The 16,628-nt window shown below is 72.7% G+C and carries 13 protein-coding genes and 1 pseudogene; 6 read left to right on the forward strand and 8 right to left on the reverse strand.

Annotated features, from left to right (window positions below):
• Positions 1-112: 112 nt before the first annotated feature.
• A complete protein-coding gene (locus ACIOGX_RS34245) occupies positions 113-547 on the reverse strand; it encodes an SRPBCC family protein (RefSeq protein ID WP_356516461.1) in 435 nt (144 codons plus the stop codon).
• Positions 548-623: 76 nt separating this feature from the next.
• Positions 624-1,505 (reverse strand): DeoR/GlpR family DNA-binding transcription regulator, encoded by an 882-nt coding sequence (locus ACIOGX_RS34250; protein WP_356516463.1) that lies wholly within the window; start codon positions 1,503-1,505, stop codon positions 624-626.
• A 169-nt stretch (positions 1,506-1,674) separates the two neighbouring features.
• On the opposite strand from ACIOGX_RS34250, the gene ACIOGX_RS34255 reads away from it, so the two are divergent.
• A complete protein-coding gene (locus ACIOGX_RS34255) occupies positions 1,675-4,173 on the forward strand; it encodes a hypothetical protein (protein WP_401918575.1) in 2,499 nt (832 codons plus the stop codon).
• Here the strand turns inward: ACIOGX_RS34255 and ACIOGX_RS34260 are convergent.
• The 4 genes and pseudogenes from ACIOGX_RS34260 to ACIOGX_RS34275 form a co-directional block, all read right to left on the reverse strand.
• Positions 4,143-6,569, reverse strand: a complete 2,427-nt coding sequence (locus tag ACIOGX_RS34260) for a right-handed parallel beta-helix repeat-containing protein (protein WP_401918577.1) — start codon at positions 6,567-6,569, stop codon at positions 4,143-4,145. The two genes, ACIOGX_RS34255 and ACIOGX_RS34260, sit on opposite strands and share 31 nt — an antisense overlap.
• A gap of 198 nt (positions 6,570-6,767) precedes the next feature.
• The gene (locus tag ACIOGX_RS34265; protein ID WP_356516469.1) at positions 6,768-7,379 is read right to left on the reverse strand and encodes a hypothetical protein; all 612 of its coding nucleotides are present in this window, start codon (positions 7,377-7,379) and stop codon (positions 6,768-6,770) included.
• A gap of 280 nt (positions 7,380-7,659) precedes the next feature.
• A pseudogene (locus tag ACIOGX_RS34270) lies at positions 7,660-7,758 on the reverse strand (MOSC domain-containing protein); the annotation flags it as partial.
• Positions 7,759-7,903: 145 nt separating this feature from the next.
• Positions 7,904-8,389, reverse strand: coding sequence for a DUF6643 family protein (locus tag ACIOGX_RS34275; protein ID WP_384772475.1), 486 nt, complete (start codon positions 8,387-8,389; stop codon positions 7,904-7,906).
• Positions 8,390-8,638: 249 nt separating this feature from the next.
• Here ACIOGX_RS34275 and ACIOGX_RS34280 point away from each other — a divergent pair, with 249 nt between their 5' ends.
• Positions 8,639-9,952: a TerD family protein gene (locus ACIOGX_RS34280; protein ID WP_401918579.1), complete on the forward strand. Its 1,314-nt coding sequence runs from the start codon at positions 8,639-8,641 to the stop codon at positions 9,950-9,952.
• Between the two features lie 61 nt (positions 9,953-10,013).
• On the opposite strand, the gene ACIOGX_RS34285 is transcribed toward ACIOGX_RS34280, so the two are convergent.
• Complete coding sequence (locus tag ACIOGX_RS34285) at positions 10,014-11,279, reverse strand: glycosyltransferase (protein WP_401918581.1); 1,266 nt, start codon at positions 11,277-11,279, stop codon at positions 10,014-10,016.
• Between the two features lie 58 nt (positions 11,280-11,337).
• Between ACIOGX_RS34285 and ACIOGX_RS34290 the strand changes: the two genes are divergently transcribed.
• Together ACIOGX_RS34290 and ACIOGX_RS34295 are read left to right on the forward strand one after the other, a co-directional pair.
• Positions 11,338-12,216, forward strand: coding sequence for an aspartate/glutamate racemase family protein (locus ACIOGX_RS34290; RefSeq protein WP_356516477.1), 879 nt, complete (start codon positions 11,338-11,340; stop codon positions 12,214-12,216).
• Positions 12,217-12,375: 159 nt separating this feature from the next.
• Positions 12,376-12,936 carry a hypothetical protein gene (locus tag ACIOGX_RS34295; protein WP_356516479.1) on the forward strand — a complete coding sequence of 187 codons (561 nt, stop codon included), beginning with the start codon at positions 12,376-12,378 and terminating at the stop codon, positions 12,934-12,936.
• A 117-nt stretch (positions 12,937-13,053) separates the two neighbouring features.
• Here the strand turns inward: ACIOGX_RS34295 and ACIOGX_RS34300 are convergent, their stop codons facing one another.
• Positions 13,054-14,115, reverse strand: a complete 1,062-nt coding sequence (locus ACIOGX_RS34300; RefSeq protein WP_401918584.1) for an O-antigen ligase family protein — start codon at positions 14,113-14,115, stop codon at positions 13,054-13,056.
• 331 nt (positions 14,116-14,446) lie between these two features.
• Between ACIOGX_RS34300 and lnt the strand changes: the two genes are divergently transcribed.
• Complete coding sequence (lnt, locus tag ACIOGX_RS34305) at positions 14,447-16,087, forward strand: apolipoprotein N-acyltransferase (RefSeq protein WP_401762041.1); 1,641 nt, start codon at positions 14,447-14,449, stop codon at positions 16,085-16,087.
• Positions 16,088-16,096: 9 nt separating this feature from the next.
• A complete protein-coding gene (locus ACIOGX_RS34310) occupies positions 16,097-16,576 on the forward strand; it encodes an NUDIX domain-containing protein (protein ID WP_356516485.1) in 480 nt (159 codons plus the stop codon).
• The last annotated feature ends 52 nt before the right edge of the window (positions 16,577-16,628 follow it).

A 16,628-nucleotide genomic window follows, 5' to 3' on the forward strand; every position in this document is an offset into this window, starting at 1 on the left:
TCGACAGGCCAAACGAGCGAGGGGGGCGAAGGTCACAGCGGAGTGATCATGTCCGGCCCCCAGGACGGAAGTTGACGCGCCCTCGGCCCGCACCACGCGGGTGGGCGCGCCCTCAGTGACGCAGCAGCCGGTCAACGGCGCGCCCGAACACCACCCTTCCGGCACGTTCGGTCAGCGGGGCGAGCGGCCTCGGCAGCAGACCGATCCGCAGCTCCTCCTCCCAGCGCACCAGCGTCCCGCCGGCCGCTTCCCGTACGTGGATCTCGGCCCAGCCCGTCATGGCCCGGCCGCGCTTCTCCAGCCGGCAGAGGCCGGCGACGCCCGGCGCGGGCGGCTGCCAGCGGACGACCTCCATCGGGTCGTCGAACGCGGCGCGGCCGAGTCCGGTGCGGGCGACGAAGACGGTTCCGAGGCGGGTGGGGCCCGGGGTCAGGACCGAGATCCGCGTCAGCGGCACCTGGTGCGCGTGGGCCGGCCAGTCGGTGAGCCGGCGCCAGACCTCGTCGGCGGACAGCGGTGACGTGCGGTCGATACGGAAGGCGCTCACCCGGCGATCGTAAGCCGCACGTCCCGCCGGGAGCCGCACGTCCCACGCGAACCCGGACCGTCCGGGCGCGGACGCGCTACTCGTCCGGTACGGCCCGGCCCGTCGACTCGCTCTCCGACGGCTCTCCCGGCCCCTCCGGATCGCCCGCCACCACCAGCCCCGGCAGGTACTCCGCGATCTCCTCACGGGCCGCGGCCGACAGTCCCGAGTCCGTCACCAGCGTGTCGACCTGGTCCAGCGTCGCGAAGGAACTCAGCCCCACCGTCCCCCACTTGGTGTGGTCGGCGACGACCACCACCCGGCGCGCGGACCGTACGAAGTGCCGGTTGGTCTCCGCCTCGCCGAGGTTCGGGGTGGACAGACCGGCCTCGGCCGAGATGCCGTGCACCCCGAGGAAGAGCACATCGAAGTGGAGCGAGCGGATCGCCTGGTCCGCCACCGGGCCGACCAGCGAGTCGGACGGCGTACGGACCCCTCCGGTGAGCACCACCATCGCCGCCCCCGGCCGCTGGCCGCCCGCGCCCCCGGCGGCCCGCTGGCCCGTGTGGAACACATCGGCGACCCGCGTCGAGTTGGTCACCACGGTCAGATCCGGTACGTCCAGCAGATGATGGGCCAGGGCGTAGGTGGTCGTACCGCCGGACAGCGCGATGGCGCTGCCGGGCACCGCCATGGCCGCCGCTGCCCGCGCGATGTCCTCCTTGGCGCTCAGCTCCAGCGCCGACTTCGCCTCGAAGCCCGGTTCGTGCGTGCTGGCCTCGACCACCGGCACCGCGCCGCCGTGCACCTTCTCGATGACACCCTGGCGCGACAGCGCGTCCAGATCGCGGCGCACGGTCATGTCGGAGACGCTGAGCCTGCGCGTCAGCTCGTTGACCCGGACCCCGCCGCGGCGGCGCACCTCGTCCAGGATCAGGGCACGGCGCTGCTCCGCGAGAAGATTCTGGTTGTCGCTCACCGCGGGGCCGGTCCTTCCAGGTCGTCGTGTTCGGTCGTCAGGGGCCTCATCCTCCCACGCGGTTCCGGCGCACGCTCCGGTGGTTGGCGGACACGGCGGGAGGGGAGATTCAGTGGGGGCCGGGGCGGCCCCACGTCGTACCGAGTCATTCCGAGAGCGAGCCACCGAAGTGTCCCCAGAATCACCGGATCCGGATCCGCGAAGTGGCGGAACCGCGCTCGAACTTCTGGTCCACGGCGTCGGCGGGGCCACCCCGCAGAAGATGCTCGACGATCCGCGTACGGTCAGGATCACCGGAGACGAGACGGCCGCCGTGTATCGGCGCGCCGACGACGTGGACGCGGAGCTCCACCCCGAGCGCTACCGGGGCCGGCCCGTCCCCGAGGCGTACTGCTGGTCCAACCTCACCTCGGGCAACGGCTCGCGCGCCCTGTGGCTGCTGCTGCTCCCGTTCATGGTGGTCAACCTCGCGCACTGGATGCGGCCGGCCACGAAGGGCCTGGGCAGGTCGCAGCGGCTGTACGGCGTGCTGGTACGGCTGGTGGCGCTCACTCTCACCGTGCTGCTGACGGCCGCGGCCTGCGAGGTCGCGCTCGATCTGACGGCGTGGCAGTGCGCCGGATCGGCGCGGTGCGTCGAGGACCGCTCCTGGCTCGGCTTCCTGTCGCCGGAGCAGCACGGCTGGTGGTCGCAGCCGGGGCGCAGGCTGGCCCTCGCCGCCGTGGTGCCCACCGCGCTGGTGGTGCTGTTGTGGTACCTCTCGAACCGGACCTGGAGCGCGTACGAGGCGCAGCGCCCGCCCACGGACGAGCCCCCCGCAGGCGCACCCGCCGCCACGCGCGAGGCGCCCGGCACCGAAGGAGCGCCGGGCGCCGACGGGGGCCGGGAGGACGGGGGCCGGATCGCGGGCGACGGCCGGGCCGCGGAGGAGAGCGCGGCCGTGGACGAAGGCCGGGCCGCGAGCGACGACCCGGTGACGGTACGGCCCGCCCTCGGCCGCCCCGGCTTCTGGTACGGACGCAGGCTGGTCGCCCGGCTCCGTGCCGCCCACACCGCCGCGGGCTTCCTCACCATCGCGGCCGCGCTCACGGCCGCCGCCACCGACCACGACCGGAGCGCCGACGTCGGCGCGCTCGGCCCGCTCGGGCTGCTGCTCCAGGCAACGCTGGCCGGATGCGCGGCCGTTGTGCTCTGGGTCGTGTGCAGCCGGGGCCGCAGCGAGCGCAAGCGCGACGGCTCCCTCGACAAGCTGCTGATCAGCGCCCTGCCCGCCACCGCGCTCGGCGTGCTCGTCCTGGCCGTCGTCCACGCCGCCTGGTCCAGGCCCGGCTGGGTCTCCGCCGGCGGGCTCCCCGGCAACCTGACCTTCCTGGTGCTCGCGCTGGCACAGATCGCCCTGATCGTCGTGCTCGTCGTCACGGCCCAGGTCCTGCACCGCCGCGCGCCGCATCCCCGGATCGCGATGCGCGGCCTCGGCGGGCCCGCCGTCGCGATGCTCGCCTGCGCCCTGGGCGGGGTGATGACCGGCGGCGTCGCCCAGCGCGTGGCCGACTGGCTCGACGGGGACGCCACCCCCGGCATGGACGAAGGCGCGATCGTGGGCCCGCCGGTGCTGCTGAGCTGGCAGGCCTCGGTGATCCCCGTACTGCTCGTGCTGCTGCTGATCCCGGTCGCCGTCCTCGGTGTCCGTACGGTACGGGCCGCCCGCGGGCTGGCCCCGCTGATCGAGCGGGAGTACGAGAAGGAGACGGCGGACCCCCTCCGTACCCGCCAGGTGGCGGGCGCGCGGGCCAGGGCCGCGCTCACCGACTACGCGCCCCGGCTCGTCGGCGTCCTCTCCGGGGCCTCCCTGCTGCTCGGCGCGGGCGCGGTCGCCGGGTCCTGGCTGAGCGGACAGGTGCCGGGAGAGGCCGCGGAAGGCACCGACTCCTTCGTCGAGTCCGTGGCCGACACCGCGCAGTCGATCGGCTCCTGGCTGGTCGGCCTGGGCTTCCTGCTCTTCGTCACCTGGGGCCGGCGTGCCTACCGCGACGCCTCCGCCCGGCGCACCATCGGCATCCTCTGGGACGTGGGTACGTTCTGGCCGCGCGCCGCCCACCCCTTCGCGCCGCCCTGCTATGCCGAGCGCGCGGTCCCCGACCTCACCTGGCGGATCCTCTCCTGGACCGGCCGCACCGGTGGCCGGCTGGTTCTGTCCGGCCATTCCCAGGGCAGTGTGCTGGCCGCCGCGGCCGTCTGGCAGCTGCGGTCCGCGACCCGTCACCGGGTGGCGCTGCTGACGTACGGCTCACCGCTGGAGCGGCTGTACGGCCGCTGGTTCCCCGCGTACTTCGGCGCCGAGCAGCTGGGTCAGCTGAGCAAAGAGGTGCACTGCTGGCGCAATCTGTGGCGGTCCACCGACCCGATCGGCGGCCCGGTGCGGGTTCCCGCGGACGGCGACCGCCCGGAGGTGGACCGCGGGCCGCTGAGGGACCCGCTCGCCTACAGCCGTACGGTGCTCCATCCGCTGCCCGAGCCGATCCTCGGCCACTCCGACTACCAGGCGGACCCGGTCTTCGCGGAGGAACGCGCCTCGCTGCTCGACCGGCTGCCCCCGGCGGCGCTGCCCGCGCAGCGGGGTGAACGGGAGCCCGAGGGTCAGGGCAGTTCGGGCAGATCGTCCGCGTAGAGCAGGGTCAGGTCGTCCGTGCTGGTCTCCGGCAGCTGGGCGACCCGGCCCGCGTGCCGCTCCACCATCGACTCGAACGTCTGGCGCGCGGTGCGGCCGTTGCCGAAGGCGGGCCCCTTGGGCAGCGCCGTGAAGTACTTGAGCAGCGCCTCGGCCGTGCCCTCGCCCAGCCGGTACTCCTGCTCCTCCGACTGCTGTTCCACGATCCGCAGCAGTTCCTCGGGCACGTAGTCGCTGAAGGTGATGGTCCGTGAGAACCGGGACGCGACACCGGGGTTGACCGTCAGGAACCGCTCCATCTCGGCGGTGTACCCGGCGACGATCACCACCACCGCGTCCCGGTGGTCCTCCATCAGCTTCACCAGCGTGTCGATCGCTTCCTTGCCGAAGTCCCGCCCCGAATCCTCGGGGGAGAGGGCATAGGCCTCGTCGATGAAGAGCACGCCGCCCCGCGCCCGGTCGAACGCCTCCTGCGTACGGATCGCGGTCGAGCCGATGTGCTCGCCGACCAGATCGACCCGGGAGACCTCGACGAGATGGCCGCGCTCCAGGACTCCGAGGGAGTGCAGGATCTCGCCGTACAGCCGGGCCACGGTCGTCTTGCCGGTGCCGGGGGAGCCGGTGAAGACGAGATGACGGCGGACGGACGCCGCCTTGAGGCCCGCTTCCTTGCGGCGGCGGCCGACCTCGATCATGTCGGTGAGCGCCCGGACCTCGCGCTTGACGCTGTCGAGGCCGACGAGCGAGTCGAGTTCGCCGAGGACGGCCTCGGAGGCACGGGCGGGTGTCGTCGCCCCGGGGACGGCGTCCGAGAGCCGCGCGGTGGCGCTCTGCGTGCTCTGCGCCGGGACCGCGCCGAGGAGCCCGGTGGACTGGGTCGCGGTCAGTACGGCCGAGGGTTCCAGGGACGGTGTCGGCGGGGCCAGTACACCGCTCTCGTCGCTGGTGCAGTCCTCGACGGTCGGCCCGTCCTCCGCGAAGTCGTACCCGCCGCGCGCGCACCGTTCCGTACGGCACCGGGTGAGCGTCGTACGGCAGCCGTCCATCACATGGAAGCCGTAGCCGCCGCTGCCCGTCACCCGGCAGCTGTGGAAGGTGCCCCGGCCCTCGGCCGAGACATAGAAGCCGGCCTCGGCGGGCGAGGTGACCGTGCAGCGCTCGATGGTGGGGTCGGCGCCCTTGGTGACGATGACGCCGGTCTGGACGCCGTCGATGGTGCAGGAGTTGAGCGTGCCGCCGCTGCCGTGGTCACGGAACCAGGCCCCGGTGGACACCTCCCTGATCCGGCAGTCGTCGAGCTGCGCGGTGGCCCCGTCGCTCACGGACACCGCCGTGTTGCGCACCTGCGAGATATCGGTGTCCACGACATCGGCGCGCGAGCCGCGGTCGAGGACGAAGAGCGCGTCGGGTACGTCGTGCACCCGGCACGAGTCCAGCACGACGGTCGCGCCGTCGCTGACCCAGACGGCCGGGTAGTCGCCCGTACTGTCATGGATCTCGCACTGGTTGGCGTCGACGCGGGTGCCCGGATCCCAGACGGAGAGCCCGTTGCGGCCGAAGCGGCGCACCGTCGAGCGGGTCAGCGTCAGCACCGAGCGGGAGCGCAGATCGACGGCGTTCTCCGGGATGTCGTGGATATCGCAGTCGGAGAGGGTCAGTACGGCGTCGGTGTCCAGGGTTATCCCGTCCGCCGAGGTGCGGTGCACGGAGGAGTCGGTGAGATGGGCGGCGGCCCGGGACGCGATCTGCACGCCGGTGCCCTTGATCTCGTAGATCTCGCAGCCCACCGCCTCCAGACCGCTGCCCTCGCCGGTGACGGACAGTCCCGAGCCCGAGGCGTGGTGGATCCGGCAGCGCTCCAGCCGCGGATGCGCGCCGCCGCGCACGGAGACACCGGCCTGTCCCGCGGCGACGATCTCGCAGTCCTCGAAGACCCCGCCGGCACCGTCGAGTACGCCGATGCCGACCCCGGCCGGATTGTCGACGGTGCAGCGGCGGACGGTCGGGCGGGCCGCGCCGCGCACCTCCAGGCCGGCCGCGGAGCGCGTCACGATCCGCAGATCCGACAGCTCCGGTGTGCCGTCCTCGACGAGCAGCGCGGGGGCCGCCGAGTCCTGTCCCTCCACATGGAGGTCCTGGACGGTGGCGGAGGCACGCACGGTCAGCGGTACCCCGTCGGCGGGTGCGATGCGTACGGAGCCGAGCGAGCCCTCCGGGCCGCGCAGCGTGACCGCCCGCGTGACGACGAGATTCTCCCGGTAGGTGCCCGGGGCGATGGTGAGGACGTCGCCGTCACCGGCGGCCTCCAGGGCTGCGGCGAGGGAGGCGTATTCGCCTGTGCGGCGCCGCCAACGCGATGTTCCGGTGTGCGTCACCTGGACCGTGCCCTGTGCCATGGCGCTGCTGTGCCCCCACCTCGTGCGTGTGCGCGTGCTCTGCCGTCCCGGGTACCGGCCCCGGACCCCGGCCGCGAAGGCGGACCGGGCGGCACCACCGTAGCGCGCGTGGAGGCGCCGAGTTGACGTGAACGGCTAGTACCGGGCCTCGTCTCAGCTGCCGGGAGGCACGGCCTCGACTGCCGGGCGGGCATCGCCTCAGCTGCCCGCGCCGGTACGTCCCCAGTCGGGACCGGCCGCGGCCCAGGCGCGGTCGAGCCGCCGGTAGCGCCGCTGTACGAGCCGCCATACGATCAGCCGCCGCGCGCCCTCGACGAGTCCGACGGCGAGAGCCGTCGCGCCGAATCCGGCCAGGACCGCGTGAACGCGCGCGCTGGTCGCGTTCATCGGGCCCCGTACCTGCTTGTCGGTCCGCCGGTCGGTCCACATGCTGAACGTGTCGCCGGCGCGCGGATCGCGCAGCGGGGCGGAGACCGTGCCGGTCCGCGCGCTGCCGTCCGCCGCGTACCAGGTGGCGGTCACGCGGGTGCCCGAGGAGCGCTTCGAGAGCGACTCCGCGTCGTAGGCGGTGCGGTGCTGGTCGGCCGCGCGGTCGACGACCACGGCGGTCGTGCGATGCCGCTGCTCGTGCTGGACGCGCACGGTGTTCCGCAGCGACGAGTCAAGGGTGTTGCGGCAGATCCAGCCAACGGCGGGGGTCGCGAGGGCGAACAGCAGCACCGCTGTCAGCGCGACCCAGGCCTCCACGAGATCGGTGCCTCGGCGCAGGGGATTGCGCCGCCAGCGCCAGAGTCCCACGATGATGCGCACAGTCCCGCACCTCCTTCCCGTGTCCCTTTTAGCCGTAGGGAACGGGATTTACGCGCGAAGGACCGCAAGAGAGAGCAAGCTCACCTCGATGCCCCCTGCACGTAATGTGGGAGATACCGGGTGGTGTTCCTGTGACGCGTGGGTTTCGCACAGGTGTCGCGCCGGACGAACGGGCGTCTGGGGACGCGTGGTTCGGGACGGGAAGCGTGACCTCACCCCCCGGCGCTGCGCCGCCGGCCGTCCTCCGCCCTTCCGCCCTTCAGGGACGTACTCGTCCGGCCCCGGCCACCACGGAATTCGGCCGGAACCGTTCCATGGGAAGCGGGCTCTCGTCCGAGTGATCTCCTTGCGCGATCGAGGAGTTGAGGGCGTCGAGCGCGCGAGCGCCGGGCGACGTCCTGCCGTCCACCCGGGACCCCGGCAGATCAGTACCCCCCGTCGGTACGTCCCTGCCATCGGCGCTCCCGCGTTGTCACTACGGCCGAGCCGTCACCACGGCTCACCGCCCAACCGCCAACGCGCTGTCAGTACCCCCGCGTCTGGTAGGGCCGGTTGTACGGATCGTCGTACTGCGTGTGCGTGGGCTGCGCGGCGGGCACCGGACGCGCGGCCGCCGGACGCATCGCCTCGTAGCCCGTACCGGGCATGGGGCGCTGCGGCTGTGCCTGCTGCTGGGGCTGCTGGGCCGGGTAGCCCCGGGGCGGCGCCTGCTGCGGGATGTACGGCGCGGGCGCGTGCTGGAGCGGCATGGGCTGCGGCGCCTGCTGCTGGTAGCCGCCGCCGTACGAGGAGTACGAGGAGGCCGACGGTGAAGGAGCCGCCGGGAGGGCGGGCAGCGCGGCGGGCAGAGCCGGCAGATAGCTGTTGCCCGTGTCGTAGGCGGAAGGCACTCGGATCGGGGCGATCTGAGGCGTGCCCCGCTCCGCGACCAGGGAGTCGTAGATAGGGGTGTCCGGGAACGACGGCGCGGTGTAGTAACCGCCGCCGTAGGTGGCGCGGGGGGAGGTCATAGGACATAAGTTAAGCCCACCATGTGCCGGTTGGGGAGTCCGATAAGGGGGTTGTTTCGGGAGCTGTGGGTGACTTCGGATCCCCAATGCGAGCGAACATGGGAAAAACGGTCGTCCGATCGCGTTCAGATCGTGTAAAGGGCAGGCTAGCGGGGGGTTACGGCGATCCGACGGGGTCCGGCGGGTGTTCCAGCGATTAGGTTGGCCGCGGGTAATCTTCGGACACCGCGACTCGCGATGGGGGCGAGCATGTCCATGCTTAAGGGAGCCAATCTTCCGGTACAGGCGCAGGCCGTCCGCGTCGAATTGGGATGGCGTTCAGGACCGGGGGTGCCGGACGTCGACGCCTCGGCACTCCTCCTCGTGTCGGGAAAGGTCCGCTCGGACGCGGACTTCGTCTTCTACAACCAGCCGGCCCACACGTCCGGGGCCGTACGCCACGAGGGCAAGAAGACCGGCCCGGACGGCGTCACCGACACGCTCGCGGTGGATCTCGCCCGGGTCGAGCCCGCCGTCGAGCGGATCGTCGTCGCGGCCTCGGCGGACGGCGGCAGTTTCGGCCGGGTGCCCGGTCTGCGGGTGAGGGTGCTGGACGCCGCCTCCGGCACCGAGATCGCGCGGTACGAGAGCCAGGACGCGACGGTCGAGACGGCGTTCCTCCTCGGTGAGCTGTACCGGCGCCAGGGGAGCTGGAAGTTCCGGGCGGTGGGGCAGGGCTACGGCAGCGGACTGGCGGGCCTGGCAACGGACTTCGGTATCTCCGTCGACGAACCGGCACCGCGCACCGCCCCGGCGGCCCCGGCGCCCGTCCGTCCGGCGCCCGTACGGTCCGAGCCGGTTCGCCCCGAGCCCGTACGCACCACGAGGCCCGCCGCTCCGGCTCCGCCCCCGCCTCCGGCCGCTCCGGCCCCGGCGCCCGCGCCCGTACGGCTGAGCAAGGTGACGCTGACGAAGGACGCCCCGTCCGTCTCCCTGGCCAAACAGGGCGGCACCTCGGGCGCGATGCGCGTCAACCTCAACTGGCAGATGCGCAAACAGTTCCGCGGCTGGGGCGCCAAACTCGGCCGGGCCGTCGCCAACCACAGCGATCTCGATCTCGACCTGTGCGCGCTCTATGAACTGACCGACGGACGCAAAGGCGTTGTCCAGGCGCTCGGCAATGCCTTCGGCGCGCTCAACCAGCCGCCGTACATCCATCTCGACGGCGACGACAGGACCGGAGCGGTCTCCAGCGGCGAGAACCTCACGATCAACCTCGACCACAAGGACCGGCTGCGTCGCATCGTCATCTTCGTGACCATCTACGAAGGCGCGCGCAGTTTCGCGGATCTCGACGCGACCGTCACTCTCCAGCCGCAGCACGGAGCCCCGATCGACTTCGCGCTCGGGGAATGCACGGTGCCCTCGACGGTCTGCTCGCTGGCCCTGATCACCAATACCGGCTCCGACCTCGTCGTCCAGCGCGAAGCACGTTTTCTCGTACCGGAACGCGGAGTGAGCCCGCAGCGCACCATCGATTACGCCTATGGCTGGGGCATGAACTGGACGCCGGGCAGGAAGTGAACCGCGCGCGAAGTCCGGTCCCCCGCGACGCGGCCGGTCAGGGTCCCGAGACACGGTGGGTTCAGGGGTCCGGCGCGGTCTCGGGACGGGTGTACGTACGCCCCTTCCAGGCCGCGCCCCGGCCCCGGTAGTGCCGCACCGCGGAGTCGACCGTCATCAGCAGATAGAGCAGTGCGGTGAACGGCAGCAGCGGGGCCAGCCACGGCGACAGCCGGTAGTACCGCAGTATCGGGAGATACGTCCCGGTCATCACGGCCCACGCGGCGAACCCCAGCCACCCCGCCTCCGTGTCCCCGCCGAACACCCCGGCACAGAGCGCGACGGGCGGCGCCAGATAGACCACGGCGAGGCCCGCCACGGTCAGCACGAGCAGCAGCGGGTTGTGCCGGAGCTGTGCGTAGGCGCTGCGCGAGACCATCCGCCAGAGATCGGCCAGCCGCGGATAGGGGCGCACGCTGTCCACCCGCTCCGCCAGCCCCAGCCAGATCCGTCCCCCGCTGTGTCTGACCGCCCGCGCCAGAGACACATCGTCGATCACGGCCTGCCGGATCGACTCGGGCACCCGCGCGCGCTCGGCGGCCTCCGTGCGCAGCAGTACGCAACCGCCGGCCGCCGCCGTGGTGCGCGCGCCGGGGCTGTTGATCCAGCGGAACGGATAGAGCTGCGAGAAGAAGTAGACGAACGCCGGCACGACCAGCTTCTCCCAGCCGCTCGCGACCCGGAGCCGCGCCATCTGCGAGACCAGGTCCAGTTCGTGCGTCCTGGCCGCGACGACCAGCTCCCGCAGACTGTCCGGCTCATGGGCGATATCGGCGTCCGTCAGCAGCAGGTACTCGGGGTCGCGGGCGCGGGCCAGCGTGATGCCGTGCCGCAGCGCCCACAGCTTCCCGGTCCAGCCGGGCTCCGGCTCACCGGGCGTGGCCACCGTCAGCGGCAGCCCGCCGTACCGCGCGGACAGTTCGCGGGCCAGTCTGCCCGTACCGTCCGCGCTGCCGTCATCGATGAGGAATATCTCCGCCCGGCCCGGATAGACCTGCGCCAGCAGGGACGGCAGGGACTCGGGCAGTACGGCGGCCTCGTCCCGCGCGGGTACGACGAGAGCGACGGACGGCCACCGCTTCGGATCGTCGTGGTCGGCTCCCTCCGGGCGTCCCCGCCGGTCCCGGCCGCGGTCGTGACCGGCGCCGTCGTACCGCGCACCCTCACCGGCCGCACCGTCCTCGCGCGCGGGGAGCCGTTGGTCGGTCCGCCAGAAGAACCCCTGACCCAGCAACAGCCAGCCCCAAGCGGCCAGCGAACCCACGGCGATCCAGGCAACGGTGCTCATTCGCCGCAGTCTGCACCACATCGACCGGACCGCACATGCTGTCGACTATGGTGACTGGGTGAAGATCGCACTCATGGACTCCGGCATCGGTCTGCTGGCGGCGGCCGGTGCGGTTCGCCGGCTGTGCCCCGAGGCCGACCTCGTCCTCTCCTCGGACCCCGACGGGATGCCCTGGGGTCCCCGCTCCCCCCGAGACGTCACCGAACGCGCGCTGGTCGTCGCACGGGCCGCGGCCCAACACCGCCCCGACGCGCTGATCGTCGCCTGCAACACCGCGTCCGTACACGCCCTGCCCGCGCTCCGCGCCGAACTGGAGCCGCGGCTGCCGGTCATCGGTACGGTCCCGGCGATCAAGCCCGCGGCGGCGGGCGGCGGGACCTTCGCGATCTGGGCCACCCCGGCCACCACGGGCAGCCCCTACCAGCGCGGTCTGATCCGGGACTTCGCCGCGTCCGCCGGGGTCACCGAAGTGCCGTGCCCAGGGCTCGCGGACGCCGTGGAGCACGCCGACGAGGACGCCATCGACCGCGCGGTGGCCGCGGCCGCCGCGCTGACCCCCCGTGATGTAAGGGCCGTCGTCCTGGGCTGCACCCATTACGAACTCGTCGCGGAGCGTATCCGTACCGCCCTCCGGCTGCGCGGTCTGCCGGCTGTCGTCCTGCACGGCTCGGCGGGCGCGGTCGCCGCGCAGGCGCTGCGCCGTATCGGCGCGCGGTCCGTCGCGGCAGGGGTGGAAGACGGCGGGGAAGGTTTGGTCCCCGCTTCGGCGGATCAGGGGGCCACCGGGGTGAACGTTCCCTTGAACGGTCCGGTGACCGGGGTTCCGGTGACCGGGCGCCTCACCGTACTGCTCGGCGGGCGCGAGTCCGCACTGCCGGAACCCGCGCTGGCGTACGCCGAGGGACGGCTGCTCGTCGCCGTCAGCCAGGTGCACTGAAGGGCTTGCCGAGGGCGTGCCGACGAGTCGCCGTTCCGTCGAGGAGTTCACCGGAGAACGGCGAACGGCGGACGAGCGGCCGCCGGACCCTGTGACGTAGCCCTCCATTCGGCGGCCAGAACAATCCTCCTTGGGTGGAATCTGAGTACGCTGCTTGCCATGAGGGAGTACCCCCGGCAGGAGGGCCAAGGCGCCGAGCCCCTGCCCGAGACCTGGACCGGGCGCGCCACCAACCGTGTGCAGTGGCTCCTCGCCGCCGCGGGCGCCGGGTGCGTCGCGCTCGGGGTGCAGCTGGCCGTGGACTCCAACTGGGCGTCCGGTGTCACCGCCCTGCTGATGTCCGTCATCGGCTGTGTGGCTGCGGGCCTGCTGATCCTCTTCGGCACTCTGGCCTTCGTCCATGTGGCGGTCAGAGTCGACGGCGACTGCCTGGAAGTGCGCTGCGGCCACATGGGACTGCCCCGTCGGCGTATCGAGCTGGCGCATGTCGTCGACGCCGACTTCGTCCCCCGGGTCACCCCGCGCCAGTGGGGCGGCTGGGGATACCGCTGGCGCCCCGAGATGGGCACCGCCGTGGTGGTGCGCCGAGGAGAGGCACTCGTCCTCAAGTTGGGCGACGGCAGGACCTTCACGGTGACGGTGGACGACGCCGAGTCGGCGGTGAGGATCATCCGCAGCCGGCTGCTGCTGCTTCCCAGGCCCAACGCGGCAGGCGTCTGAGCCGGGGTCCGAGCCGTCGTTCCGCCGGTGTCCGGGCCGCACCCGTCGATGGCCGGGCCGCACCCGCCGGTGTCCGGGCCCGTTCCGTGGAGACCGTCCGGGACCGTTCCGTGGAGGCTACGCCGGGCCGGCCGCCCTGCGCGCCGTCGCGAGGCCCGCGAGCAGGCTCGCGCCCGCCGTCACCGGTGTGAAGCTCAGCGCGTTGCCGACGCTCGCCAGCACGGCCAGTGCCGTCAGGGTGGCGCCCGCCGTCAGCACCACCGGGGTGGAGCAGGGCGAGCGCCCCAGTCCGTACAGCAGCCAGCCGAAGACCGCTCCCAGCAGCAGTACGCCCACCACGCCCTGTTCCGCGGCCTGCTGGAGCGGTGCCGAGTGCGGCGTGCCGTCGGTGTCCAGTGACTGCGAGACGGTCGGGCTGAGATCGCCGAAGCGGTCCGGCCCCACGCCGAGCACCGGATGCGCCTTCGCCAGCTCGGCCGCGTCGTGCCACAGCGCCACCCGGTACTGGGTGAGCTGTCCCTCCAGCGAGACCGAGAGCCCCTCGGGCAGCGCCCGCTCCGCCACCGCCCAGGACGTGCCGACGACCAGGGCCGTCGCCAGCCCGAGGCCGGCGAGGGCGAACAGGCGTCGTCGCATCCTGGCCGCCGCCAGCGAGCAGAGCAGTACCCCGAGCGCCGCGACGAACCCGACGAAGGAACCGAGCAGCAGGGCGGTGCCCGCGACCGCCAGCGCCTGTAGCCGCAGTGCCGTGCGCGCGGCCGGCCGCCGGGCCGCCGTGGCCGCGCAGCAGGCCGCGCCCGCCGCCAGGACGAGCAGCGCGGTGACCGCGCCGGTGCCGCCCGACTGCGTGACGACGGCCACCGTCGTGCCGAACGTCCTCCGGCTCGATACGAGCGCCGCCACGAGCGCGCCGGCCGACACGACGGCCGCGGTGGCGACCGGCACCAGCGACCCGCTGATCCGGCCGAACACATAGCCCGCGGTGACGGCGAGCACCGCGAGCAGGGCGCCCTCGGGTCTGCCGTCGCCCCCCGGCGCACTGATCAGCGGCCATACGGCGCAGCCGCCGAGGACCAGGGCGCCCAGCACATCGGGTCCGCGGCCTCGTTCTCCCCCGGGGGCGCGGAGGTGTTCCCGTACGGCTTCCCGTACCGGGGAGTGTTCCGCCGGCGCAGTCATCCCGTCGACCCCCTGAGCTGTGACGGGCCCTGTCCGATGACGGCCGGATCCGGCCGTCAGGTGGTGGTCAGGGCTGGCGCACACGGTAACCGCAATCGTGGGGATATGTGGAGACCTTGCGGAGGAACGTTACTGCGCACAGATGACGGGCGACCCGCCGGGGTCACCCGGCGATCTCCCGACCGGATCACTCGATCGGACTACTCGACACCGACGGATCGGCGGGCGCTCGGCGGACGGATCGACGGTCCGCCCGGCGGAGCGCCCGGCGGACCGGCCCGCGGATCACCGTGCTCCCCGGCGCACAGCGGATCACCGTAGACTCCGCCGGGTGAGCGCCACCATGACCACCGTTGAGCCCCCTTCTCCCGCCCCCGCGCCCGGCGGCGGGCAGCGCCTGCTGCGAGGGCTCGCCAGGCCCGGCGCCGCTCTGGTGTCCGGCGTACTGCTCTACGCGAGCTTCCCGCCCCGCACGCTGTGGTGGCTGGTACTGCCCGGCTTCGCCCTGCTCGCCTGGAGCCTGTACGGGCGGCGGGCGCGCGCCGGGTTCGGCCTCGGCTACCTCGCGGGCCTCGGCTTCCTGCTGCCGCTGCTGTTCTGGACGGGCGCCGAGGTCGGCCCCGGGCCCTGGCTCGCGCTCGTCGCGGTCGAGGCCCTCTTCATCGGCCTCACCGGACTCGGGATCGCGGTCGTCAGCCGGCTGCCCCTCTGGCCGGTCTGGGCCGCGGCCGTCTGGATCCTCGGTGAGGCGGTCCGCGCCCGGGTGCCGTTCGGCGGATTCCCCTGGGGCAAGATCGCCTTCGGTCAGGCCGACAGCGTCTTCCTTCCCCTCGCCGCGCTCGGTGGTACGCCGGTGCTCGGCTTCGCCGTCGTGCTGTGCGGCTTCGGACTGTACGAGACGCTGCGCCGACTCCTCGCGTACCGCCGGACCGGAACGCTCCCGCGCCGGGCCATGGCCGCCGCCGCGGCCACCGTGTTCGTCCCGGTCGCCGCGGCGCTCGCCGCCCTGCCGCTGGTCGACGACTCCGCCGAGGACGGCACCGCGACCGTCGCCGCCGTACAGGGCAACGTGCCGCGAGCCGGTCTGGAGTTCAACGCCCAGCGCCGCGCGGTCCTCGACAACCACGTACGCAGGACCCTCCAGCTCGCCGCCGATGTGAAGGCCGGCAAGGTGCCGCGGCCCGACTTCGTGCTGTGGCCGGAGAACTCCTCCGACATCGACCCGTACCGCAACGCCGACGCGCGCGAGGTGATCGACCGGGCCGCCGAGGCGATCGGGGTTCCCATCTCCGTCGGCGCCGTCGTCACCCCCGACACCGGACCGCTGCGCAACACCCAGATCCTCTGGGACCCGGAGCGCGGCCCGACCGAGACGTACGACAAGCGGCAGATCCAGCCCTTCGGCGAGTTCCTGCCGATGCGCTCGCTGGTGAAGAAGATCAGCCCCGGATACGCCGAGATGGTGCGCCGGGACTTCGGCCGCGGCACGAAGCCCGGGGTCTTCGACCTCGCGGGCACCGAGGTGGGGCTCGCGACCTGTTACGAGGCGGCCTTCGACTGGGCCGTACGGGACACCGTCACGCACGGCGCCCAGCTGATCTCCGTACCCAGCAACAACGCCACCTTCGACCGCAGCGAGATGACGTACCAGCAGCTGGCGATGTCGCGGGTACGGGCGGTCGAGCACAGCAGGACCGTGATCGTCCCGGTCACCAGCGGCGTCAGCGCGATCATCCAGCCGGACGGGACGATCACCCAGCAGACCGGGATGTTCACCCCGGACGCCCTGGTCGCCGAGGTGCCGCTGCGCTCCTCGCTCACCCCCGCCACCCGGCTGGGCACCCTGCCGGAAGGTGTGCTGGTGGCGGTCGCGGTGGCCGGGCTCGGATGGGTGGCGGTCCGTTCCGTGCGCGACCGGCGTCACACGGCGGGCGGTTTCGTACGCAACCGGCCTCATACGCCGGGCGGTTAGGGTCGGAGCATGGCAACACCTGACTTCATCCGAGAGATCCGGGCCACCGCCGGACACCAGCTTCTTCTGCTGCCGGGCGTCAGCGCGATCGTCTTCGACGACGAGGGGCGTGTGCTGCTCGGCCGGCGCGTCGACACCGGGCGCTGGTCGATCATCGGCGGGATCCCGGAGCCGGGGGAGCAGCCCGCGGTCACGGCGGAGCGCGAGGTGTACGAGGAGACCGCCGTGCGGTGTGTGGCGGAACGGGTCGTGCTCGTCCAGGCGCTGAAGCCGGTCACCTACCCCAATGGTGACCAGTGCCAGTACATGGACATCACCATCCGCTGCCGCGCCGTCGGCGGGGAGGCGCGGGTCAACGACGACGAGTCGCTGGACGTGGCGTGGTTCGCCGTGGACGCGCTGCCGGCGCTGGAGGAGTTCGCGCTCTTCCGGATCAAGCAGGCGCTCACCGATGCACCCACATGGTTCGAACCCACCACTTCGGAGTGAAGTGTGGGCGCTGACCATATCGGTCGGGGCCGACGCCGCTCCTTAAGGTGCG

It is taken from the genome of Streptomyces sp. NPDC088147, from assembly GCF_044741565.1.
Classification (GTDB): Bacteria; Actinomycetota; Actinomycetes; order Streptomycetales; family Streptomycetaceae; genus Streptomyces.

What these genes read in the sequence shown, in the direction of transcription:
- ACIOGX_RS34295 (WP_356516479.1), top strand. Translation starts at nt 12,376, where the DNA reads ATGAGGGAGTACCCCCGGCAGGAGGGCCAAGGCGCCGAGCCCCTGCCC.
- ACIOGX_RS34260 (WP_401918577.1), bottom strand. Translation starts at nt 6,569, where the DNA reads ATGGCACAGGGCACGGTCCAGGTGACGCACACCGGAACATCGCGTTGG.
- ACIOGX_RS34285 (WP_401918581.1), bottom strand. Translation starts at nt 11,279, where the DNA reads ATGAGCACCGTTGCCTGGATCGCCGTGGGTTCGCTGGCCGCTTGGGGC.
- ACIOGX_RS34310 (WP_356516485.1), top strand. Translation starts at nt 16,097, where the DNA reads ATGGCAACACCTGACTTCATCCGAGAGATCCGGGCCACCGCCGGACAC.
- ACIOGX_RS34275 (WP_384772475.1), bottom strand. Translation starts at nt 8,389, where the DNA reads ATGACCTCCCCCCGCGCCACCTACGGCGGCGGTTACTACACCGCGCCG.
- ACIOGX_RS34300 (WP_401918584.1), bottom strand. Translation starts at nt 14,115, where the DNA reads ATGACTGCGCCGGCGGAACACTCCCCGGTACGGGAAGCCGTACGGGAA.
- ACIOGX_RS34280 (WP_401918579.1), top strand. Translation starts at nt 8,639, where the DNA reads ATGTCCATGCTTAAGGGAGCCAATCTTCCGGTACAGGCGCAGGCCGTC.